The organism is Mycobacterium gallinarum (assembly GCF_010726765.1).
GTDB classification, from domain to species: Bacteria; Actinomycetota; Actinomycetes; order Mycobacteriales; family Mycobacteriaceae; genus Mycobacterium; species Mycobacterium gallinarum.
This window is the reverse complement of the sequence record NZ_AP022601.1, coordinates 5,907,842-5,931,433: the sequence shown is the minus strand read 5'-3', so window position 1 is coordinate 5,931,433 and position 23,592 is coordinate 5,907,842. Positions and strand designations below refer to the sequence as shown.

Below are 23,592 nucleotides of genomic sequence, written 5' to 3'. Positions count from 1 at the left end.
AGATCTGTTGTGACGTGTGTCGGGTCAATGCAAACGGGTGCGAACGACACTGCGAGCGCGCGCGTATCGTCTTCGGCGCGGTCGCTCCTGGGAAGTTGCAGGGTGACAGCGCCATCGGTCGCACGGCGGCGCCCGACGTGCTCGGCGAACTTCGCGGCCAATCCGGCGAGCAAAGTGTCGCTTGTTCCGCCTAGAGCTTGCGCACGAGCATCCCATTCATCCACGTCGACGTAGATCGTGATGCCCGGTACGACGATGGCCTCATCGCCATCGTCTGCGCACACGCCTACGGGTTTCGGGGGGGATGGTTGAACATGATCCAGGCGGTCGTGTCGGGCTGCTCTTGCCGCCGCGACAAGATCACGGCGGTGGCGACGAACAAGGTCGACCACCGCGCCAAGTGCTCGAGCGACCTCGGGTACGTCCTGCGCAAATTGCCGAACGTCCTTGGCCGCCGTTCGCAGTCGGGTCTGTGAACACGGCAATGGGAGACCGAGATCGCGGGTACGGCCCGTGACCGCATCGGTGATCGCGACGGCCAGCCCCAGACCGTCGAGAAGGTAGTGAGATACCACCAGGCTGACCGCGGTCGAGCCGTCGTCAAGAGGGAGCACGCCCAGATGCCAACCCGATCCCGATTCTGGATCAGTCGTCAGTTGCGATCGTTCATCAGCCCAGTCGCTGAGTTCACTACGGGGCCGAGGGCATTCAGCAATATCGATGTCCGACGGCCCCCGGTCCACAACCCATCGATGCCGGGCAAACGGCAATGGCGAACGCTCGATGCGTCGCCCCAATAAGCCGTGACCGAGATTGCGGTGGAAACGCCTCAGCCCATCAAAATCGATGGGGTGCTCGTAAACCCACACAACCTGCATCACTTGCTCTTGGCCGGTGGCTCGCTGGGCCGTATAAAAGGCGTGGTCCGCCAACGCGAGCCGATTGTCCGGCCGCGCACCCGCCGAGGATTCGACACCGATGAAGTCTGTTTCTGTCGCGGGGCTGTCAGGCACCGGCACGGGTCTCGCATCGCCATCAGACGCCGGGTCGTTGACGGGTGCCGCTTGCGCACCCGCCAGCTTTACGCACAGCAGCTCCGCCAAATCGCGGATAGTGGTGGAAGAGGAGGCGGCCTCTCTGGGTGTGATACGTATACCGGTTTCGGTCTCGATGCGGGTACGTAGCTCAAGGGCGCCTAGCGAGTCGACGCCGTACTCGGCGAGCGGCCGGTCGGGGTCGACGCTGCGGCGCAGGATCAGGCTGACCTGATCAGAGATCAAGCGCCGCAATCGAGTGGGCCACTCGTCAGGGGCCAGCTCGGCGAGCTCCGCATGGAGCGTGCCCGTACCCGTTGTGGTCGTGCCGGTGGAACGGAACGCCTCGGCGAATGGGCTGCGGTGGGACAAAGAGCTCAACCAGGGGATTCCGGTGATCGGTGCATAGCCGGTGTAGGCGCGGTTGTGGCGTAACAGCGCGTCGAGCGCGTAGAAGCCCTCGTCGGGTGCGATAGCAACATCGGCGCCCTCGGCCAGCGCGGCGGCGCGTCCGATCTGCCCCCAGGCACCCCAGGCGATCGCGGTGGCCGGCAGGCCCTGGGCACGGCGCCACAGGGTGAAGGCATCCAGCCAGCTGTTGGCCGCAGCGTAGGCGCCTTGCCCGGGTGAGCCCACTAGCGCGGCTGCCGAGGAGAACGAGCAGAACCAGTCCAACGGCTGGGCGATGGTGGCGGTGTGCAGATTCCAGGCACCGTAAACCTTTGGCGCCCAGTCACGCTCGAGGAGCTCATCGGTGATATTGCTCAGGGTGGCGTCCTCGACCACCGCTGCCAAATGCAGCACGCCGCGCACCGCAAGGCCGGTGGCGGTCGCTGAAGCCACCAACCGGGCCGCGGTTTCCGGATCGGCGATATCACCACATTCCACCTCGATGTCGGCACCCTTGGCGCGCATACGCTCGATGGCATGCATCGCCTCCGGTGATGGCTGCGAGCGTGACGACACCACGATCCGCCCGCAACCGTCGGCGGCCATCTTCTCGGCCACAAACAGTCCCAGGCCCCCCAACCCGCCGCTGACGATGTAGGCGCCGTCGGGACGGAAGACGGGCACCTGCGCCGGGGCCACGATCACCCGACTGTGCCCCTCGCGCGGCACATCGAGCACGAGTTTTCCGGTGTGCTGCGCACCGCTCATGATCCGAATCGCCGCCGCGGCATCCGCTAGCGGGTAATGCGTACTCGCCAGCACCGGCAGTGTGCCGTCGGCGATGAGTTGATACACAGTATTCAGCAACTCACGCAGCCGTCCGGGATGAACGTAGGACAGCAGCCCGAGGTCGAGGCCGTAGAACGCGAGGTTGCGGCGGAATGGAAGTAATCCCAGCCGCGTATCGCCGTAGATGTCGCGTTTGCCGATTTCGACGAAACGTCCACCGAAGGCCAGCAATTCGATGCCCGCACGCTGGGCCGCACCGGCGACGGAATTCAGGACGATGTCAACGCCGTAACCGTGTGTATCCCGGCGTATCGCCTCGGCGAATTCGATACTGCGCGAATCGTAGACATGGTCTATGCCCATGTCGCGCAACATCTGGCGACGCTCGTGGCTGCCTGCGGTCGCGAAGATCTCGGCCCCAGCGGCGCGGGCGACGGCGATCGCTGCCTGCCCCACGCCACCGGTTGCCGAGTGAATCAACACCTTGTCGCCGCCGGTGATGTGCGCCAGATCGTGAAGACCGTGATAGGCGGTCGCATACGCGGTGGTCACCGCGGCAGCCTGGCCGTCGGACAATTCAGCAGGGACTGTCGCAGCCAGATCGGCGTCGCAGGTGACAAACGTGCCCCAACACCCGTCAGCGCACAGGCCCCCAACACGGTCGCCCACCTTATGGGTACCCACGTCGGACCCGACTGCGGTGACCACGCCGACGAAATCAGTGCCCAGCTCGGGTAGCCTTCCCTCGAAGGCGGGGTAGCGTCCGAAGGCGACCAGTACGTCTGCGAAGTTGATGCTCGACGCGGTGATCGCGACTTCGATCTGTCCTGGGCCGGGCGGAATACGCTCGCAGGCAACGAGTTCCAATGTCTCCAAGTCGCCGGGAGCGCGGATCTGTAGACGCATTCCATCGTGCTCATGGCTGGCGTCGGTCATGCGTCGCTCGTCGGGGCGCAGCGGCGTGGGAGACAAGCGCGCGGTATACCATTCACCGTTTCGCCAGGCCGTCTCATCCTCGTCGGACTCGCTGAGCAGCTGCCGCGCCCACAGCTCGACATCAGTGCCTTCATCCAGATCGACCTGGGTGGCGCGCACATGCGGATGCTCAACCCCGATCACCCGTGTCAAACCCCGCAACCCGGCCTGCTCCAAGTTCGCCACGTCACCCGCAACCACGGTCTGAGCATTACAGGTCACGACATACAAGCGGGGTGGCCGGCCTGGCATCTCGGACAACTCGCGAGTGATTCGCGTCAGATGCTGCACATATTCTCGGCCTGACGATAAAGATGCACCCGCGGCATCGCGCTCGCTGGTGCCTATGACGACCACCACGCCGGTGATCCCGCCGATATGCAGATGATTTGTCAACTGAGCAACTTTTGTGGCGCCGTCGTCATCCGATGGCCAACACATCGTGGTGCACTGCGCGCCATGGCTTTTCATGGCATCAATCAACGCAGCAGTAACGGCCGTGCTCGTGGCCGCGACGCCGATCAATAGCCAAGTCCCTGCGTTGGCAGCAGGCACTGCAGGCGATTGTCGGTGCCGCCATTCGATGGTGAGTAGCCGCTCGTTCAGTACTCGATCTCTGTGGTCATCTTCGGATTCGCCGGTGCCCAAGCGCAGCCCTTGTACCGCGAGCAGAACCGTTCCGTGCTCGTCGAGCACATCGAGGTCGGCCTCCACCCCAGACGCATCGGCCCTGGTCACCTTTGCATAGCAGAAGTGCGCGTTCTGGGCACCACCGTAGGCACGCAGCCGCACACCCAAGGGCAAGGCCAGCGCCCCGGTGCCCAAAGCCTCGATGTCGGGATGAGCCGCAACGGACTGAAAACACGCATCCAGCAGAGCCGGATGGATACCGAAAGCTTCCTGTTGTGAGCGAAGATCTCGCGGTAACGCCACCTCGGCCAACACGGATGCACCACCCCCGTCGCCCGTATGCACCACACCCAGCCCGCTGAAAGCCGGACCGTGTTGAACACCACGCTGGCCCAATCGGTTACGCACCTCGGTGCCGTCGACACGACGCGGGTGCGCAGAAACCAGCGAAGACATGTCGCGGGCAGGGGGCGGCTCATCCGCTGTGACGTGCAAGACCGCGGACGCTCGGCATACCTTCCCGTCGAGGTCCTGTGTCTCAACTGTGAAATCGAGGACGCCGTTCGATGCGGCCGACGCCCAAGCACGTAGCGTCGTCTCCCTGTCTAGAAGCAGCGCCTGCTCAAAACACATGTCGCGGATCTCGCAGGTGTCGCCGAGGACGGTACGTGCGGCCGTCACGGCCATTTCGCAGTAGGCCGCCGCGGGAAACACCGCCACATCGCGGACCCGGTGATCGCCCAGCCAGGGCTGGGCAACGGTGCCGACCTCGGCTTGCCACACATGGCGCTCTGGTTCTTCCTGCAAGCGCACATGCTGACCCAACAGCGGGTGCACCGACACCGTATTTGCACCGCGTGTTGGTGAGTGCGCACCGTCGGGGGTCAACCACAGCCGACGGTGTGTCCAGCTCGGCAGCGGGGCATCCACCAGGCGCCCGTTCGGGTGGAGTACAGAGAAATCGACCGCGGCCCCCGCACTGTGCAGATCCCCCACGAAGCCGCTCAGACCGTGCGCCAGGTCCTGCCCACGACGCATGCCGGCGAGAACGGCCAACGGCATGTCAAGGCTGTGTGCGGTTTGCTCCACAGCGTGGGTGAGCAACGGGTGCGCCGCCAGCTCCGCGAACACCCGATAGCCGTCTTCCAACGCCGCCCGCACCGCCGCGGCGAACCGCACCGTCCGACGCAGATTGTCCACCCAATACCTGCTGTCGCACACCGGCTGTTCACGCGGGTCGAATTGGGTCGCTGAGTAGAACGGCACCTCCGGAGTCATCGGATCCAGCTCTGCCAACGCCTCTTTCAGCTCATCGAGAATCGGATCGACCTGCGGCGAATGCACGGCCACATCGCTGACGATCTCACTGGCCATCACGCCCCGCTGCTCCCATGTTGAGACCAGCTCGCGAAGTGTGTGAGCAGCCCCGCTGATCACCGTGGATCCCGGTGAGGCCACGACCGCCACCACCACATCTTTCACGCGGCGCGCGGTGAATTCTGAAAGTATTTGTTTGGCAGGTAATTCCACCGATGCCATCGCTCCCGAACCCGCGATACGTGACATCAGCCGCGAACGCCGGCAGATCACCCGCACCCCATCTTGCAGCGACAACGCACCCGCGACCACCGCCGCGGCGACCTCACCCAGCGAATGCCCGATGACCGCGCCAGGACGCACCCCGTAAGCCTTGAGGGTTGCCGCCAGCGCGACCTGCATGGTGAACAGAGTCGGCTGAACCCGGTCGATACCGGTCACCATCTGTGGTGCTGACATCGCCTCGGTCACCGAGAACCCCGACTCAGCGGCGATCAGTGGTTCGGCCTGCCCCACCGTGGCCGCAAACACCGGTTCGGTGGCCAACAGTTGCGCGCCCATCGCTGCCCACTGCGATCCCTGTCCAGAAAACACCCACACCGGACCCCGGTCATCACGGCCCACCGCCGCCTGATAAGGCATCTCGTCATCGGCGACCTGCCGCAACGCCGCGCAAAGCTCGGCCCGGCTGCGCGCCATGACAGCGGTGCGCACCGGCCGATGCGCACGCCGGCGAGCCAAGGTGTAACCCAGATCCGACAACGCCACATCGGCATGGGCGTCGACCCAATCAGCCAACCGGCCAGCAGTGCGCCGCAACTCCACAGCAGAGGTCGACGACAGCGCAAACAACTGTGCAGCCGCCGGTGCGCCCAACGAACCATCCTCGCGCACAGCAGATTCCGGCGCCTGCTCCACAATCGCATGAACATTGGTACCCGACAACCCATACGACGACACCGCCGCACGACGCGGTGCATGACCGTTTGTCGGCCACGATGTGGTTTCCTGCGGCACAAAAAGGTCTGTGTCGATGCGACTGAGATCATCCGGCAGACGGGTGAAATGCAAATTCCGCGGAACCACCCCATGCCGTAACGCGAGGACCGTCTTGATAAGACCCAGAACACCGGCGGCCGACTGCGCATGGCCGAGGTTGGTCTTCACCGACCCCAGAGCGCAGGGGGAATCAGCGCCGTATACCTCTGTCAGGCTGCCATATTCGCTGGGGTCGCCGACGGGAGTTCCGGTGCCGTGTGCTTCGACCATGCCGACGCTAGCGGGGTCTACACCTGCGATCTGCAAGGCTTCCCGGTATACCGCGGTCTGCGCGCTCAGCGACGGCGTCGAGATATTCACCGTATGGCCGTCTTGGTTGGCTGCGGTGCCGCGTATCACCGCCAGGATGCGGTCACCGTCGCTGAGCGCGTCGGGCAAGCGCTTGAGCAACACCACCGCACTAGCTTCACCACATACGTACCCGTCCGCCGCAATGTCGAAGGCATGACAGCGACCCGTGGGAGATAGCTGGCCGTTCGCCGTCCCCGCAAGGAACTTTCGCGGTTCCAGCATCACGAACGCGCCGCCGGCGAACGCCATGTCGCTCTCCCCCACATCGAGGCTGCGGCACGCCATATGCACCGCAGTCAGGCCGGAAGAATCGGCGGTGTCAACGGTCACCGCCGGGCCACGAAGCCCCAGGGCGTAGGCGATCCGACCGGACGCCATACTGAAGATGTTGCCCTGGAAACCGTATGGCTTCTCCATCGCATGAAAGCCGGCCGTGACGAGTTGGTAATCGTAGTGAGTCAGTCCCACGAACACACCGGTGCGCGATTCGCGCATCCGCTCGGGACCGAGGCCGGCGTGCTCCATGGCCTCCCAGGAGTTCTCCAACAACAGCCGATGCTGCGGATCAAGCGCGATCGCCTCCCGCTCACTGATCCCGAAGAACTCCGGATCGAAGCCGGCAACATCATCGAGAAACGCCCCCCACTTCGACACCGACCGACCAGGCACCCCAGGCTCGGGATCGTAATACTCCTCGACGTCCCAACGATCTGGCGGAACCTCGGTCACCAGGTCATCGCCACGAAGCAACGCCTCCCACAACCGCTCCGGGCAATCGATACCCCCAGGAAGTCGACACGCCATACCAATGACAGCAACCGGAGTGACGGCTCTCGTGTCAGGAAGAGAATTCGCTGAGGCTAAGCTGTGTGCCCCCCGTAACCCAAGCACCCGACAAGACTATTAAACATTGCGTCAGTTCGGGTCAGAATGGTTGGTCTGCGATTACGGGCCATTCAGACGGGCCGTTTCATGCTGTAGGCGAATTCGACTCAGTGGACGAAAAGTGGTTCATCAAATTCGCTATCGGGGATGCACTGGCGACGTAACCTCAGGCGGTGGTTGCGACGTCCATTCCGACACTGATATGCGAGCGTGCCAGTCTTCAGCCGGATGAGATCGCATTCACGTTCGTCGATTATGAGCAGGATTGGGCCGGCGTTCCCGAACGAGTGACATGGCCGCAGCTGTATCGGCGAGTGCGCAACGTTGCCCGTGAGCTTCGAGGCTGTGCAGCACCAGGTGATCGTGCGGTGATATTGGCCCCGCAGGGACTGGATTACATCCTGGCGTTCCTGGGGGCGTTACAGGCCGGGATCGTCGCGGTGCCGCTGTCGGTCCCGCTGGGCGGCGCCAGCGATGAGCGCGTCGATTCGGTGCTGCGCGATGCGTCACCCACGGCGGTTCTCACCACGTCCGCAGTCGTGGATCACGTCGTCCCACACGTCACCGCGCAGCCGTTGGAGCCGCGACCCTCGATCATCGAGATCGATTCGTTGGAACTGGACGCTCCGGTGCGAGCTGAGGACCCGGGCGATATCCAACAGACGACCGCGTATCTGCAATACACATCGGGATCCACCCGCCAACCCGCCGGCGTGATGATCTCCTATACCAACCTGTTCGCCAACTTCAAGCAGATTCTGCATGGCTATTTTCCGCATTACGGAGGTGTTCCGCCCCTGGACACCACCTTTGTCTCGTGGCTGCCCTTTTATCACGATATGGGTTTGGTTCTGGGAGTATGCGCACCGGCGCTGCTTGGACTTCCCGCTGTGCTCACCAGTCCGGTGGCTTTCCTGCAGCGCCCGGCCCGGTGGATGCAGTTGCTGGCCACCAACACTCACGCATTCTCGGCGGCGCCGAATTTCGCGTTCGAACTCGCCGCACGAAAGACCTCAGACGAGGACATGACCGGACTCGATCTGGGCAACGTGGAAACCATTCTCAGCGGAAGCGAACGCGTACACCCGGCCACACTGCAACGCTTCACCGAGCGGTTCGCCCGGTTCAACCTCCACGACTGGGTGGTCCGACCCTCATACGGACTTGCCGAATCCACCGTCTACGCCGCGACCAGCCGAGCGGGCCAAGCCCCCACCATCGTGGACTTCGAAACCGACAAACTCGCCGCAGGTCAGGCCAAACGCTGCACCAACGGCGGCGGCACACCACTGATCAGCTATCCGCTCACCCCATCGCCCACGGTGCGCATCGTCGATCCCGACACCCACACCGAATGCCCGCCGGCCACCACCGGCGAGATCTGGGTGCACGGCGACAACGTCGCGTTGGGCTATTGGCACAAACCAGAAGAGACCCAACGCACCTTCGGCGCCACCCTGATCAACCCGTCAGCAGGCACCCCGGCCGGACCGTGGCTGCGGACCGGGGATCTGGGCTTTGTCACCGAAGGAGACCTGTTCATCGTCGGCCGCATCAAAGACCTGTTGATCGTCTACGGGCGCAACCACTCTCCTGATGACATCGAAGCCACGATTCAGGAAATATCAGGCGGCCGGGTCGCCGCCATCGCGGTACCCGACAACGAAATCGAACAACTCGTCGTCATCGCCGAAGTCAAACGACGCGGCGACTCCGGCAACGAGGTGATGCACAAATTCGACACCCTCAAACGTGAAATCACCTCAGCGATCTCCCATACCCACGACCTCGCCGTCGCCGACGTAGTGCTGGTATCACCCGGCTCAATACCCATCACCACAAGCGGCAAAATACGACGAGCAACATGCATCGACCACTACCGAACCGGCCAATTCACCCGCCAAGACGCCTGACGACGGCGAACCGAACGAGCCGCCTCACCGCATTTAGCTCGCTCGGCTGCCCCGCACCGGGAAAAGTTTCAGGTGACCGAACTTCAGGTCCGCGCCGACACCAAATAGTTGGCCGAACTCGCGGAACTCGATCAGAAGCTCTGACAGGTGTTAAACGCGGCCTGGATGGAACCGAGGTATGGCTGAGCCCATGGAGCGACCGCAATCCTGCCGGCCATCTGCTGCCGTTGAGCCGGCCCCGAGGCCAGGAACTGTTGTAGACCGGCTTTCAGCACCGGCGCCCGATTGAAGGCCGCGGCGGCTTCCGGGCTTTGCGCATTCAACGCCGAAACCAACTGCGGATAAGTGCAGGTTGTATTGACGGCCGGACCCAGATCAGGCTGCGCGGACGCCACTCCCGCCCCTGCGGCCAATGACAATCCGACGCCAGCCACTGCGACGGCCAGCTTGGTCAACGACAGTTTGATCATGTGGTAGAGACCTCCCCTGTAGGTGCATAACTCTCATCTTCTGTTGTTCGTAGCCACGATCGAGATTACCCATAATCGGGTGAGCTACTACCATCTCGCTAAACCCAGCCTTTGCGAGACATGTACTACCCGTATCGGCCAGCGTCTCACCTACGTTACGCCGCGCCGCGCCTTAATCTCAGCTAGGGAGAAGGCGTAGGTATCGGGGCTGTGACCGGGTCTTCGCCGCCGCTTGGCTTCTCGCCCAGCAGGTAGCGCCGCGCCGCCCAACGGGGCCCTAACGGCTCCAAGAGGAAACTTGCAGGGCGTGGGCGCACACGTTGCGGCCACCAGAACCACCGTCCGAGCAGTGCAGCGATGGAGGGTGTCATGAAAGATCGCACGATCAACGTGTCGAACAGCAGACCCAGCGCGATCGTGGTCCCAATCTGACCGATTATCTGCAGGTCGCTGACCACCATCGAGGCCATGGTCGCCGCGAACACCACCCCTGCCGTTGTGACGACCTTTCCGGTACCGCCCATTGCACGAATAATTCCCGTGCGTATGCCAGCACCGATCTCTTCTTTCATGCGGGATACCAGCAGCAGGTTGTAATCAGAGCCAACCGCCAGAAGGATGATCACGGACATCGCAAGGACCATCCAGTGCAAATTGATTCCCAAAATGTACTGCCAGAGCAGCACCGAAACCCCAAACGACGCACCCAGCGACAACGCGACCGTTCCGACAATGACCAAGGCCGCAATAACACTTCGAGTGATAATGAGCATGATAACGAAAACCAGGCAAAGCGCAGCCACACCGGCGATCCAAAGGTCCCATGTCGACCCGTCATGCCAATCTTTGGCGGTGGACGCGGCGCCAGCGATAGATATCTTGGCGTTAACGAGAGGTGTCCCCTTCAACGACTCCTCGGCCGCTGCCTTTATCTGATTGATCCGTTCAATCCCCTGTATCGAGGCCGGATCACCGCGATGCGAAATGATGAATCGGGCGGATTTTCCGTCGGGAGACAGAAACGATTCCATCGCCTTTTTGAAATCTTCGTTGTCGAAAACCTCCGGCGGCAAGAAGAAAGAATCGTCGTTTCGGCTGGCGTCGAACGCCTGCCCCATCGCCGTGACATTCTCGGTCGATTCATTCATGGTGGCAATGAAGCCCGACATCGTGCTGTGCATGGTGAGAATCATCGCCCGAATACTCTGCATACTCGCAATCAACTGCGGGAATTGTGCCGTCAGCTGGGGCATGATCACATCTAGCTCATCGAGATTCTGCAAAAGAACTTCCACTCGGTCGCTGATCACGCTGACACCGTCGATCGTGTCGAATAACGCGCGGGCAGCATTACAGATCGGGATATTCATGCAATGCGGTTCCCAATAAAAGTAGTTCCGGATAGGCCGGAACCAATCATCGAAATTTGCTATGCTGTCCCGCGTCTCGTCCAGAGCAACTTTTAGGTCGTGGGTTTGGGTCACCATTTTATGAGTGATTTCGTTCATCTGCCGCATCAGCGAGTACTGATCCTGCATGATCCGAATCATCGTCGCAATATCGTCGGCCTGCCGCAGCAGATCGTCCATTCGCGCTTCCTGAAACTTCATCGTTTGAACCTGGCCAGCACTTTGCAGGCTTAGGATAAACGGAATCGACGTGCGACCGATCGGCGTTCCCTCGGGCCGAGTTATGCCCTGCACACGAGAAATACCTCGGATATTGAAGACTGCCTTCGCTAGTCGATTCAGCACCAGGAAATCTGCGGGATTGCGCATATCGTGATCGGCTTCCACAAGCAAGATATCCGGCATCAATCGCGCCTGGGAAAAGTGACGCTCGGCGGCGGCATAGCCCTGATTGGCTGGGATGTCATCGGGAATGTATAGCCGGTCGTTATAACTCGTTTGATAGCCGGGCAGCGTCGCTAAACCGAGAAATGCGAGCGCGAGCGACGCAGCCAGAATGGGGGCGGGCCAGCGGACGATCGCCGTCCCGATTCCACGCCATCTGTGGACGCGGACAGAGCGTTTCGACTCCAACATGCCAAATCGGCTGGCAAGGGCCACACCGGCCGGGACCAGCGTAACCGCGACCGCGACCGCGACAAGCATGCCGATGGCGCACGGGATCGCCATGCTGTGAAAGTACGGAAGCCGGGTGAAACTCAGGCAGAAAATTGCACCGGCGATCGTGCAACCCGACGCCAACACGACAGGCGCGACTCCGCGATACATGCTGTAGTAAGCAGTTTCTCGATCTTCACCAGCTTGGCGCGCCTCCTGATATCGACCGAAAAAGAATATCCCGTAATCGGTCCCGGCCGCGATACTGAGGAAAACCAGCATATTGACGGCGAACGTTGACAGCACCAAAACGTCAGTGTGGCCGAGGAACGCGACAATTCCTCGTGCCGCCGCTAATTCGAACCCCACCATGATCAAGAGCAAGATCACTGTGACGAGCGACCGGTATACAAGAAGAAGTACGATGAAAATGATCACGACCGTCACGATGGTGATCTTCAGGACGGAATCGTTCCCGCTCTGCTGCATATCCGACGCCAGTGGTCCCGGGCCGGTTACGTATGCCGCGACGCCCGACGGCGGCGTCGTCCGATTCACGATATCCCGGACGGCTTCCACTGATTCGTCGGCCAGGGCGGTTCCCTGGTCGCCCGCGAGATTCAACTGCACATACGTCGCCCGGCCATCGGGGCTTTGCACGCTCGATGAGGTAAGGCGATCCCCCCACAGATCCTGCACATGCTCGACATGCTTCGGATCGTTCCTCAGATCCTGAATCAACCGGGCGTAATATCGCTGCGCCTCTTGTCCGAGCGGCTGCTGCCCCTCCAACACAATCATCGCGGAATTGTCCGAATCGGATTCCTCGAAGACATGGCCAATGCGCGTCATCGCCTGCACCGAAGGGGCATCCTTGGGCATCAAGGATACAGAATGCTCTTCCGCCACCCGCTCCAACGACGGGATCGCCGCCGCCCAATTCCCACTGACGGCCGCGAGCGTCGAAATGACGATCAACGCCAGCCAAGCCACGATGATGACTAGCGAAAACCTGCGTATGGTCCGCGCGATAAGCGAGGGCCGCCGGTGTTCGATGCTCATGCGGACTTCGTTAGTCCCTCATCATCAGGGAACGCACGAGTGGACGCGGCCCAACCGGCCGAAGTAGTGCACTCGCGGGTCGAGGACGCACGTGTTGCGGCCACCAGAACCAGCGTCCCAGCAGCGCTGCGATGGAGGGCGTCATGAACGCGCGCACGATCAACGTGTCAAACAACAGACCCAAGGCAATGGTGGCTCCCAGCTGACCCAAGGTCAGCAGGTCGCTCACCAGCATCGACGCCATGGTGGCGGCGAATACGAGACCCGCGGCCGTGACGATCCGGCCTGTCCCGCCCATTGCGCGGATGATGCCGGTGTTTATTCCCGCCGCAACTTCTTCTTTCATCCGCGATACAAGTAGAAGGTTGTAATCAGACCCCACCGCCAGGAGCACCATCACCGACATCGCCAGAACCATCCACTGCAACTGGATGCCGAGTAGGTATTGCCAGACCAGAACGGACAATCCGAAGGACGCACCTAAAGAAAGGGCCACGGTCCCCACGATGACCAGCGCGGCGACAAAACTCCGCGTGATGATCAGCATGATGATGAAAATCAAGCAGAGTGCGGACACTCCCGCAATCAAAAGATCGTATCTGGAGCCGTCAACGATATCTTTTACGCTCGCCGCGCTGCCGGCGAGGTAAATACGGCTGTCTTCGAGGGGAGTGCCTTTGAGTGCTTCTTCCGCGGCATTCATTATCGGTTCGACCTTCGAGACACCCTCAGGCGTAGCCGGATCGCCCCTTTGGGCAATCAGCATGCGTGCCGCTTTCCCGTCCGGGGACAAGAAGATCTTCAGGACACGCTTGAAGTCCTCGTTCTCGAATACTTCCGGCGGGAGATAAAACGAATCGTCGTTCTTCGCGGCGTCGAAGGCCTTCCCCATTGCAGTCGCATTATCGCTCGATTCCTCCATCGCGCTGATGGTGCCCGACATCGTGCTGTGCATCGTCAGCATCATTGTGCGGGTGCTTTCCATCGTCGCGATCATCTGCGGGAAAGACACGAGGATTTGAGGTAGAAGCGCATTTAATTGATCGAGATTCTGGACCAGCGCCTCCATTTTGACGGTGATCTGGTCGATACCGTTCAGTGAGTCAGCTACCGATCTGATTGCCCAACAAATGGGTATGTTGTAGCAGTGCGGCTCCCAGTAAAGATAATTGAAAATTGGTCGAAAGAAATCCTGGAAGTCCGCGAGATTATCTCTCAGTTCGTTCGTGACCTCTTGCAATTCGTGTGTGGTTTCGACCATACGAGTTGTTGTGCCGACTATCTGTTGCATCAGCCCGTACATACGTTGCATGATGCCGATCGTCGTGGTCATCTCGTCGGCTTGCTTGAGCATGTCTGCCATGCGTTCCTTTTGGAACGGCAAGCCCAGAAGCTGGCCAGCGTTCGAGGAACTCATCATATATGGGATCGTCGTGTGCGCGATCTGGGTTCCCTGTGGACGAGTAATCGACTGCACGTTGGCAATGCCTGGAACGGCGAATACAGCCTTGGCGACTTTATTCAGTATCAGCAGGTCACTAGAATTCCGCATATCGTGATCGGACTCGATCATCAGCAAGTCGGGCGCCGTCATTCGCGACTCTGGAAAATGTCTTGCTGCAGCCGCGTAACCCTGATTGGCGGGGATATCCTGGGGGAGGGACTTTACGTCGTTGTAGCTGGGCATGTATCCCGGCAACGTCAATAGCCCGACCAGCGAGATTGCTGCTGTGGTGATGAAGATCGGTGCGGGCCAGCGGACGATCGCTGTACCTATCCGCCGCCACCTACGTGTGTGAATTTGTCGCTTCGGGTCAAACAAGCCGAACCGGCTGCCTGCGGCCAAAATGGCAGGAACCAACGTAAGGGCAACCGCAACCGCGACGATGATCCCCAACGCGCCAGGAACCCCAAGGGGTTGGAAGAAGGGCAGACGGGTAAAGCTCAAACAGAAAATTGCGCCGGCGATCGTGACACCAGATGCCAGGACCACCTTAGCCACACCCAGATAGGTGGTGTAGAAGGCGCTTTCGCGATCCTCGCCCGCTTCCCGCGCCTCCTTATACCGCCCAAAAAAGAATATTCCGTAATCTGTTCCTGCAGCGATCCCGATGGAGACCAAAAGATTAACGACGAATGTCGTCAGCCCGACAACCCCGTGCATTCCGAGAAACGCAATGATTCCTCGTGCAACCTGCAATTCGATACCGACGGTCAGCAATATTACGATTGTTGTGGTGACAGAACGAAAGACCAGGAGCAGCATCACGAAAATCACTGTGAGGCTGACCGCCGTGATCAGGATGACCGTTCGGTTGCCGCTCTCGCCCATGTCGGCGACGATCGCCGCGGGACCTGTGACATAAGCCTTGACCCCCGGGGGTGCGGGAGTGCGCGCCAAGATGTCTTGCACGACTTCGACCGACTTATTGCCCTCGGCCTGGCCCGGCTGGCCGATTAGGTTGACTTGAACATACGCAGCTTTGCCATCAGCGCTCTGCGCTGCGTCAGCCGTGAGCGGATCTCCCCAAAAGTCCTGAATGTGCTGCACATTCTCCGGTCGGTCTCTCAACTGACGGATGATTTCGTCGTAATACCGGTGAGCATCGTCGGCAAGGGGTTGCTCACCCTCCAAGACGATCACGGCCAACGCACCGGAAGAGGTTTCGTCGAAAGCCTGGGCTATCCGCTGTGACGCTTTGAACGATGGCGCATCCTCCAGACTCAGCGCCACTGCATGGTCTCGTTCGACCTGCTCCAGGGGCGGGACGCCAAGCGTCAAAACCACGGTTATCGCCACCCAGACGAAGATGATGAGCAGAGAAAATCGATAAATCGTCCTCGCGATCAGCGGGCGACCGGTGCGTCCTTCGCTCTTCCTGATCATGCGGCCTTCAGCAGACAAGACGTGAAGGCATTGAACTGGTTGGTGATCTTCTCGGATTTGACTTCGTCGTCCACGAGAATGCGACAGCCGATGCTATCGCTATTGCCTTGCGCCAGAATGCTTCCCGCGCCTGAGGTTTCGGTGATATCGAACTTCACCGACCATGGCAAACTTGCTCCCTCGATGAAGGTGGGTTCAGCGTTCTCATCGAAGTAGCTGATGTTGGCTACTGTACCCGCCGGCCCGAATACCTCGTACGTCAACTGCTTGGGATTGAACGGCTTGGTGTCGTCGACCTTCGTATCGGCATACGACGGGCGAGTGTCGGAGCCGAAGATGCCATGTAACCGCGACACGGTGAAGCCCCCAGCGCCGAGCACTACCAGCACCAGGAGCGGAATCCACAGCCGCCTCAATAACCGGAAAATGGTCGAACCCTCCCTATCTCCGTACCGGCGGCTTGCTTTTCGCTCGCACATGTCAACTTACGTCGGTGCGCCCGCCAGAATGCAGCGACCTCGAACGTAGCTGAGCGTTGGCGAGCGCACCCTGCGCCTTGAGTAAAGCATGCCATCAGCTTTTCATCTCACCTTGTTCCCAACGTGAGATGGGATCGATGCATAGTGCTTGTGTTGAAGCACGGTACGAACATTTCGCACCGCCCGCAAATCCCTTCAAAAGGCCCAGCGTCGGCTGTGTCGTGGTGTAGCTTCACCTCCTCGAACAAGCTGGACGCCCGTTTGCGGCGGCAGTTGTATGACAGCACTCCAATACGGTGCGCCGAGCCGCAGCCTAGACGCCGACATAGATCCGTAACTTTTCGCGTGAATCAAGAGACAACGGGGTCCGCGACCGCTCGATGGACTTGCCCCGAAATCGGTTTGCTGGGGTGGGTGTGATCGTAGGACGACACCGAGGCCGGCCCTGAAGGAGTTGCGGCAGAAGTGCGATGGCAGCGCTCAGCCGACGGCGTGCGAGCAGCGCCGATGCGCCTGACGGAACGAGTCTCGTGCCACGGCCTTAGAATTCCTGAGCGAAGAATTCGAGGATTGCCGAGTTCACTGCGTCCGGCCGTTCAAGAAATCCGAGGTGGCCCGCATCGCCGACTTCCACGTACCGTCCGTTCGGGAGAGCGTCCGCGACCTCGGCTCCGAGGTGAGGGGGCATGACCAGATCATGGGCGAATCCGATGACCAAGACTGGCGTGGTGATCGTCCGGTAGGCAGACAGCCGGTTGTTCACCGGCTCAATGGCAAACTGCGCGCGAACTCCGGGAGTCGAAACAGTGGGCCACATCGTAAAAGTGTCGATCCAATCCTGGACGACCTTGTCATCGTTCAAGGTCTTCGGTGAAAACCCGTCGAGCAGACGTATTTTCGCTTCATAGCTGGGCGGCAGCTGGATACCTGCGTTTGCGAAATCTCTTTCGGCCGTAGCGAAGAATTCACGTGCGCGGTCATGCCGACCCCTGGTTGCCATCAAGGCGGCCTGGCTCACCAGCCCGGGATGGGCGAGCATCAATTCCTGCGCTATGTAGGAGCCCATGGAAACGGCTACGAGCCGCACCGGAGCGAGCTGGAGCCGCTCGATCAGCTCCACAGTGTCAGCCACCATCGCTGCCGTCGTAAAGGCTTCGGCATTCGAGGTCGCGCCGACTCCCCTGTTGTCGAAGGTGATGACACGGTAGCCAGCCTCGAGGAAGGCGGGCACCTGATGAACGTCCCAGGTGCGGCCAACACCGCCTTGGCCTGAAATAAAGAGCACGGCCTCCCCGCGGCCACGGTCGTCGAAAGCCAGATTAACCACGGTGGGACGGTACTACGAGCGATTCGAGCGTTGACATAGATGGAGTTGGTCCTCTTCAAACGCCTCCGGAGGTGTTGTCGTGACTGTGCAGGCCGAACCGGTCAAGTCGTCTGTGATCGTCGTCGCCGTGATGTACGCCTCGGCACTGTTCTCGGGTGAGCGACGCGGCGCGCGATCGGTTGGTCACGACACACTGCGTGGGCCCGATGGCCGAGAACATGCGCAGCGCAGGGTTGCAGTTCCGCCACCTACTTCGGCCGTTGCCCGTGGCTTCAGGACGTGCTGGTGTACGGCAGCGCAATACGAGGGACGGCAAGGTTCCAAGCGCGCAGTTAGCCGAGAAACTGGCGCGCTTCGGCCGGAGACGATCGAGAAGTTCTTCGTCACCAACGCCAGCTGCTGATGCTTAAAGAAGAACAGCCCCCGGAGATTCCTCCGGGAGCTGTTCCACATAGTACGGGGACAGTGTGGTGTTTCATGACATCGGAACGGGGTGTCTCAAGACATCGGAATAGGTGAATCGGCCAGTTTCAGCTGGTGTCGGAGGCGCGTTTGGTCATCACCGCTGTCGTCGTCGAGGGTCGCAGCCAATCTGCGGTGGCTCGCGAGTACGGAGTATCGCAGGGCTGGATCAGCCGACTGGTCGCGCGCTATCGCTGTGAAGGCGACGCAGCGTTCGAACCCCGCTCGCGCCGACCCCACACCAGTCCCACCCGATTACCCCAGACGACCATCGACCTGATCGTCGAGCTACGCGCAAAGCTGACAAGTAAAGGACTCGACAACGGGCCCGAGACGATCGCCTGGCACCTTCACCATCACCACGGTCTGCGCGTATCGACCCCGTCGATCATTCGGCACCTGCGCGCGGCCGGGCTGGTCACCCCCGCGCCCAAGAAACGCCCCAAAGCGTCCTACACCCGCTTCGCCGCTGACCTACCCAACGAACGCTGGCAAGCCGACTTCACCCACTGGTGGCTGGCCCACCGAAGCCATGTAGAGATCCTGTGCTGGATCGACGACCACTCTCGCTTCGCGCTCTCCGTGACCGCCCATCGCCGCGTAACCGGCATCATCGTCCGCAATACGTTCCGCAAACCTCTGCTATTCATGCATTCCAGCATCAACACTGACCGACAACGGCATGGTCTTCACCACCCGATTCGCCGGCGGCAAAGGCGGACGCAACACATTCGAAGCCGAACTACACCGCCTAGGCGTGGTCCAATCAACTCACCCCAACCACCCGACCACCTGCGGGAAAGTCGAACGCTTCCACCAAACTCTTAAACGATGGCTCACCGGACAACCCCGCGCCGCGACCATCGCCGAACTGCAACACCAACTCGAGCTGTTCATCGACGAGTACGACCACCGCCGCCCGCATCGCTCCCTACCGCACCGCGCCACCCCCGCAGTCATCTACACGAGCCGACCCAGCAACACGAATCGACACCCACAACCGCCTACGCACCGACCGCGTCGACCAAGCAGGATCGGTCACCCTGCGCGTCAACGGCCGCCTGCACCACATCGGCATCGGCCGCCACCACCACCACCGAACCCGCGTCCTCGTGCTGGCCCAAGACCACCACATCACCGTCATCAACGCCGCCACCGGAAAAGTCCTACGCGCCTTCACCCTCGACCCCACCAGGGACTACCAACCCACCGGCGCCCCCAAGGCCCCAAACGGAAAAAACCGCGGACCTAACGTAGGTCCGCGGCTATTCCGATGTCTTGCGACATCACAATAGTAGCGGGGACAGGATTCGAACCTGCGACCTCTGGGTTATGAGCCCAGCGAGCTACCGAGCTGCTCCACCCCGCGACGGGTGAACGCAAGGTTACCGAAGGCGGGGTACACCTCCAAATCGAGTGCTCAGCGAGTTGACTGGTACTTCTTCACTGCGTCGTCGAGGCGTTGCAGGGCCTCGCCGTACTCCGCGAAGTCGCCACCGGTCTGGGCGCCCTGCAGGGCCTCCAGCGCGGCGTTGATATCTTGCAGCGCTGCGGCTTTGGCCGGCGACAACTGCACGGGACCACCCGGCGGCACGGCCGCTGCCGGAACCTGCGCCTCAGGCGGACGCTGATCGCCCGGCGGCTGTGCGGCCGGCGGCTGCCCATCGGGAGCCGGCGTCGCGGCCGGTGCCTGCCCGTTCACCGGACCCGTCGGCGCGGGACCCGTTGCGGTGGCGTCGGCACCCGGCCCGAACAGCTCGGTCAGCGCGTCGCGCACCGTGGGGCCGTAACCGACCTTGTCGTTGTACATCATCGCCACCCGGATCAAGCGGGGGTACGACGACGCGGCATCGCTGGCGCCCGGTGACGCATATACGGGTGCGACATACAGCAACCCACCCTGCGCAACCGGCAACGTGAGCAGGTTGCCCCACCGGATGCGGTTCTGGTTGTCACGTCCGATGACACCGAGATCCTGGCTCACCGCGGTGTCGGTGCTGATCGCGTTGAACGCCAGCTTCGGTCCGTTCACCTGGCCGGGGATGGTCAGCACGGTGAGCTTGCCGTATGTATCGGGGTCCGAACTGGCGCTGATGTAGGCCGCCAGGAAGTCTCGGCGGAACCTGTTCATCGCGCTGGTCAGCTGGAAGGACGCCGAATTGTTGTTGCTTGCAAGGTTTTTGGCGACGATGTAGTACGGCGGCTGATAGCTGCTGGCCGTGGGGTTCGGATCCAGCGGCACGTCCCAGAAATCCGACGTCGAGAAGAACGTCACGGGATCGTCGACGTGGTACTTGGCCAACAACGCGCGCTGAACCTTGAACAGATCCTCGGGGTAACGCAGGTGCTGTTGCAGTTCGGGACTGATCTCGCTCCTGGGCTTGACGGTGCCCGGGAACACCTTCATCCAGGCCTGCAGCACCGGATCGGACTCGTCCTGCGCATACAGCGTCACCGTGCCGTCGTATGCGTCGACCGTCGCCTTCACCGAGTTACGGATGTAGGACACCTGCTTGTCCACCTGCAGGCGGTTGACGGCCACCTCGCTGGAGTCCGCCGTGGCGCTCGAAAGGGTCGTCAACTGCGAGTACGGGTAGTTGTCGAGCGTGGTGTAGCCGTCCACGATCCACACCATCTTCTTGTTCACTATGGCGGGGTACACGGTCGTATCGGTGGTCAGCCACGGGGCCGCGGCCTCGACCCGCTTGGCCGGATCGCGGTTGAACAGGATCTTGCTGTTCTCACCGATGTCACGGTTGAGCAGGAACGCGCCTTGGGTGTACTTGGCAGCAAACACGCTGCGCGCCAGCCAGTTGCCGATCCGCACACCGCCCGTGCCGGTGTAGGTGTAGTTCTTGGTCTCGGTGTTCGTCTCGTAGTCGTATTCACGGGGACCGCCGTTCAACCCGACGATCGCGTAATCGGCTGCCGTGTTGGCGATCACCGGACCGAAATAGATTCGCGGCTGATCCAGCGGCGCGGGTCCGGGCGAGACGACGCTGCCGTTCGCGCCGACGACACTGGCGAGGAACTCGGGGTACCCACCGTTCTGGTTGGGGTCGTTGGCGACTCCGCGAACGGTGTTGGCCGGCGAGGCGATGAAGCCGTTGCCGTGCGTGTAGACGGTGTGCCGGTTGATCCAGTCGCGCTGGTTGTCGATCAGCCGGTCGGGGTTGAGTTCGCGGGCGGCGACGACGAAGTCACGCAGATTTCCATCCCGGCCCGTGTAGCGGTCCATCGCCAGATGGTCCGGGAAGTAGTAGAAGTTCTTGCCCTGTTGGAACTGCGTGAACGCCGGGCTGACGATCGTCGGATCGAGCAGCCGGATGTTCGACGTCGTCGCACGGTCATTGGCCACCTGCTGAGCCGTCGTCTGCGCATCTCCGCTGTAGTCGCGATACGTGACCGTCTCGTCGGTCAGCCCGTACGCCTGTCTGGTCGCGGCGATACTTCGACTGATGTATTCGCTTTCCTTCTGCGCCGCGTTCGGTTTCACGCTGAACTGTTCGACCACCAACGGCCACCCGGCGCCGATCACCAGCGACGACAGCAGCAGCAGGACCACGCCGATGGCGGGGATCCGCAAGTCACGCAACACAATCGCCGAAAAGACGGCCGCCGCGCAGATGACCGCGATGGCCATCAGGATGAGCTTCGCCGGCAGCACCGCGTTGATGTCGGTGTAGCCCGCGCCGGTGAATGGCTTGCCGCTGCGGGTATGGCTCAACAGTTCATAGCGGTCCAGCCAGTACGCGGCGGCCTTGAGCAGCATCAGAACGCCGACCAACGTGATCAGCTGAATGCGCGCCGCGCGGGTGAGCGCTCCGCTGCGACCGGACAACCGGATACCGCCGAAGAGATAGTGCCCCACCAGGTTTGCGATGAACGCGAGGAACGTCGCGACGAACAGGAAACTCAAAACCAGCCGGTAGAACGGCAGATCGAAGGCGTAGAAGCCGAGGTCCATACCGAATTGCGGGTCGGTGATGCCGAAGCTGCCGCCGTGCAGGAAAAGCTGGATGCGGGTCCAATAGCTCTGCGCCACAATGCCCGCGAGGACGCCGATGAAGGCCGGAACACCGATGCCGACGAGCCGCAGCCGCGACATCACAGCGGTGCGATAACGCGCGACCGGGTCATTGGGGCCGGTGGTCGGGACGAACACCGGCCGGGTGCGATACGCCAGGGCCAGCCCCGCGAACACGATCGCGCCGATCAGCACCGCCGCGATCAGGAACACCACAAGGCGGGTGAACAGTTGAGTCGTGAACACCGAGCGGTATCCGAGCTCGCCGTACCACAGCCACTCGACGTATGTATCGATCAGGCGCGTCCCGAACAACAGGATCAGGACGACTACCGCGGCAATCGCGATGAGGACCCGGCTACGTCGTGTCAGCTTCGGCATTCTTGCCGCTGGCCGCATACCCACTCGTCAACTCCAGTTTCTAACCGTTCCCACACGTCTTTGCCGACGTGCCCCAACTCTACGCATGCGCGGTGTGGCGTTCGCTCAGCATGCGGGGCGTTCGCCACCGGCTGAGAGCGTCTTGAGCGCGGCGACGGCCTGATCGAGGTTCTCGACCTTGACCAGTTCCAGTCCATCCTGTTGGGCCGTCTTGGCTTCCTCGCAGTTTTCGGCGGGGACCAGGAAAATGGTGGCGCCCGCCTCCCTGGCGGCCAGCATCTTGTGCGTGATGCCGCCGATCGCGCCCACCTTGCCATCGCCGGTGATGGTTCCGGTACCCGCGACGAACTTGCCGTCGTTGAGGTCACCAGTGGTGAGTTTGTCGACGACCGCGAGGCTGAACATCAAACCCGCGGACGGCCCGCCGATGTTGGCCAGGTTGAATTCGACGGTGAACGGCGCCCACGGCGCATCGAGCACCCCGATCCCGAGGTAGCCCTGGTCTTTGTCCGGGTGTTTACCCAACGTGATGGTCGCCGCGCCGAGGTCACCGTTCTTGCGGCGGTAATCCAAGACCACCTGCTCGCCCGGCTTGGTGTCCTTGATCAGCGCCTGGAAGGCGTCGAGGTCGGCCACCGGCTTTCCGTTGACGTAGTCGATCGCATCGCCGTCCTCCAGCTTGCCCGCCGACGGACCGTCCTCGGTGACCGATTCGACCGTCACAGCCATCGGGTACTTCAGGTAGAGCAGTGCGGCGTATTCGGCGCTGTCCTCGGACTGACGGAAGTCGGTGTTGTTGGCTTCGTCGACCTCGTCCTTCGACTTGTCCGGCGGGTACACCAGGTCGCGCGGCACCAGTTGTTCTCGGCCCGACATCCACAGCGCGAGCGCCTGACCGAGAGTCAACTGGTCGCGCTGAGACACCGTGGTCATGTTCAGGTGTCCCGACGTCGGGTGGACCTCGGTGCCCTCGATGTCGACGACCTCCTTGCCCTCGACCTCACCGAGTGTGTCGAACGTCGGTCCCGGCCCCAGCGACACGAACGGCACCGTCACCATCGACAGCACAATTCCGAACGCGACAATCGGGACCAGCGCGACGAGCAACGTCAAAATGCGCCTGTTCACGCCGCCCAATGTAAAGGTTG

General features: G+C 61.6%; 11 protein-coding genes, 1 tRNA gene and 2 pseudogenes. 4 read left to right on the top strand and 10 right to left on the bottom strand.

The features are described 5' to 3' along the window. Positions 1–1,058: 1,058 nt before the first annotated feature. A pseudogene (gene pks2 / locus G6N42_RS29255) lies at positions 1,059–7,289 on the bottom strand (sulfolipid-1 biosynthesis phthioceranic/hydroxyphthioceranic acid synthase); the annotation flags it as partial. A gap of 254 nt (positions 7,290–7,543) precedes the next feature. On the opposite strand from pks2, the gene G6N42_RS29250 reads away from it, so the two are divergent. After that, positions 7,544–9,283 carry an AMP-binding protein gene (locus G6N42_RS29250; protein ID WP_163736419.1) on the top strand — a complete coding sequence of 580 codons (1,740 nt, stop codon included), beginning with the start codon at positions 7,544–7,546 and terminating at the stop codon, positions 9,281–9,283. A gap of 131 nt (positions 9,284–9,414) precedes the next feature. Here G6N42_RS29250 and G6N42_RS29245 read toward each other — a convergent pair whose 3' ends face one another. From G6N42_RS29245 to G6N42_RS29225, 5 genes are all read right to left on the bottom strand, one after another. Beyond that, on the bottom strand, positions 9,415–9,753 hold the full coding sequence (locus tag G6N42_RS29245; RefSeq protein WP_163736417.1) for a hemophore-related protein: 339 nt from the start codon (positions 9,751–9,753) through the stop codon (positions 9,415–9,417). A gap of 182 nt (positions 9,754–9,935) precedes the next feature. Continuing rightward, entirely contained in the window at positions 9,936–12,881 is a 2,946-nt protein-coding gene (locus tag G6N42_RS29240; RefSeq protein ID WP_163736414.1) for an MMPL/RND family transporter, read from the bottom strand. Positions 12,882–12,891: 10 nt separating this feature from the next. Beyond that, on the bottom strand, positions 12,892–15,768 hold the full coding sequence (locus G6N42_RS29235) for an MMPL/RND family transporter (RefSeq protein ID WP_163736411.1): 2,877 nt from the start codon (positions 15,766–15,768) through the stop codon (positions 12,892–12,894). After that, the gene (locus G6N42_RS29230; protein ID WP_163736408.1) at positions 15,765–16,184 is read right to left on the bottom strand and encodes an MmpS family transport accessory protein; all 420 of its coding nucleotides are present in this window, start codon (positions 16,182–16,184) and stop codon (positions 15,765–15,767) included. Before G6N42_RS29230 ends, G6N42_RS29235 begins: the two co-directional genes overlap by 4 nt. Positions 16,185–16,788: 604 nt before the next feature. After that, positions 16,789–17,574, bottom strand: coding sequence for an alpha/beta fold hydrolase (locus tag G6N42_RS29225; protein WP_163736405.1), 786 nt, complete (start codon positions 17,572–17,574; stop codon positions 16,789–16,791). Between the two features lie 79 nt (positions 17,575–17,653). On the opposite strand from G6N42_RS29225, the gene G6N42_RS29220 reads away from it, so the two are divergent. The 3 genes and pseudogenes from G6N42_RS29220 to G6N42_RS31625 form a co-directional block, all read left to right on the top strand. Further along, entirely contained in the window at positions 17,654–17,977 is a 324-nt protein-coding gene (locus tag G6N42_RS29220) for a hypothetical protein (protein WP_163736402.1), read from the top strand. 134 nt (positions 17,978–18,111) lie between these two features. Then, positions 18,112–18,864 carry a helix-turn-helix domain-containing protein gene (locus G6N42_RS31630; protein ID WP_197905566.1) on the top strand — a complete coding sequence of 251 codons (753 nt, stop codon included), beginning with the start codon at positions 18,112–18,114 and terminating at the stop codon, positions 18,862–18,864. Beyond that, a pseudogene (locus G6N42_RS31625) lies at positions 18,863–18,916 on the top strand (hypothetical protein); the annotation flags it as partial. The gene G6N42_RS31630 and the pseudogene G6N42_RS31625, both read left to right, overlap by 2 nt. A gap of 124 nt (positions 18,917–19,040) precedes the next feature. Here the strand turns inward: G6N42_RS31625 and G6N42_RS31520 are convergent. The 4 genes from G6N42_RS31520 to G6N42_RS29200 all read right to left on the bottom strand — a co-directional run bounded on the left by G6N42_RS31520 (position 19,041) and on the right by G6N42_RS29200 (position 23,572). Next, complete coding sequence (locus G6N42_RS31520) at positions 19,041–19,166, bottom strand: hypothetical protein (RefSeq protein ID WP_286201655.1); 126 nt, start codon at positions 19,164–19,166, stop codon at positions 19,041–19,043. 165 nt (positions 19,167–19,331) lie between these two features. Then, positions 19,332–19,405 (bottom strand) — tRNA-Met (locus G6N42_RS29210). Between the two features lie 51 nt (positions 19,406–19,456). Further along, positions 19,457–22,468 (bottom strand): UPF0182 family protein, encoded by a 3,012-nt coding sequence (locus G6N42_RS29205; protein WP_163736399.1) that lies wholly within the window; start codon positions 22,466–22,468, stop codon positions 19,457–19,459. Positions 22,469–22,549: 81 nt separating this feature from the next. Then, positions 22,550–23,572 carry a YlbL family protein gene (locus G6N42_RS29200; protein WP_163736396.1) on the bottom strand — a complete coding sequence of 341 codons (1,023 nt, stop codon included), beginning with the start codon at positions 23,570–23,572 and terminating at the stop codon, positions 22,550–22,552. Between the last annotated feature and the right edge of the window lie 20 nt (positions 23,573–23,592).

Coding starts and splice junctions, on each gene's coding strand:
- G6N42_RS29245 (WP_163736417.1), bottom strand. CDS start 9,753: ATGATCAAACTGTCGTTGACCAAGCTGGCCGTCGCAGTGGCTGGCGTC.
- G6N42_RS29240 (WP_163736414.1), bottom strand. CDS start 12,881: ATGAGCATCGAACACCGGCGGCCCTCGCTTATCGCGCGGACCATACGC.
- G6N42_RS29235 (WP_163736411.1), bottom strand. CDS start 15,768: ATGATCAGGAAGAGCGAAGGACGCACCGGTCGCCCGCTGATCGCGAGG.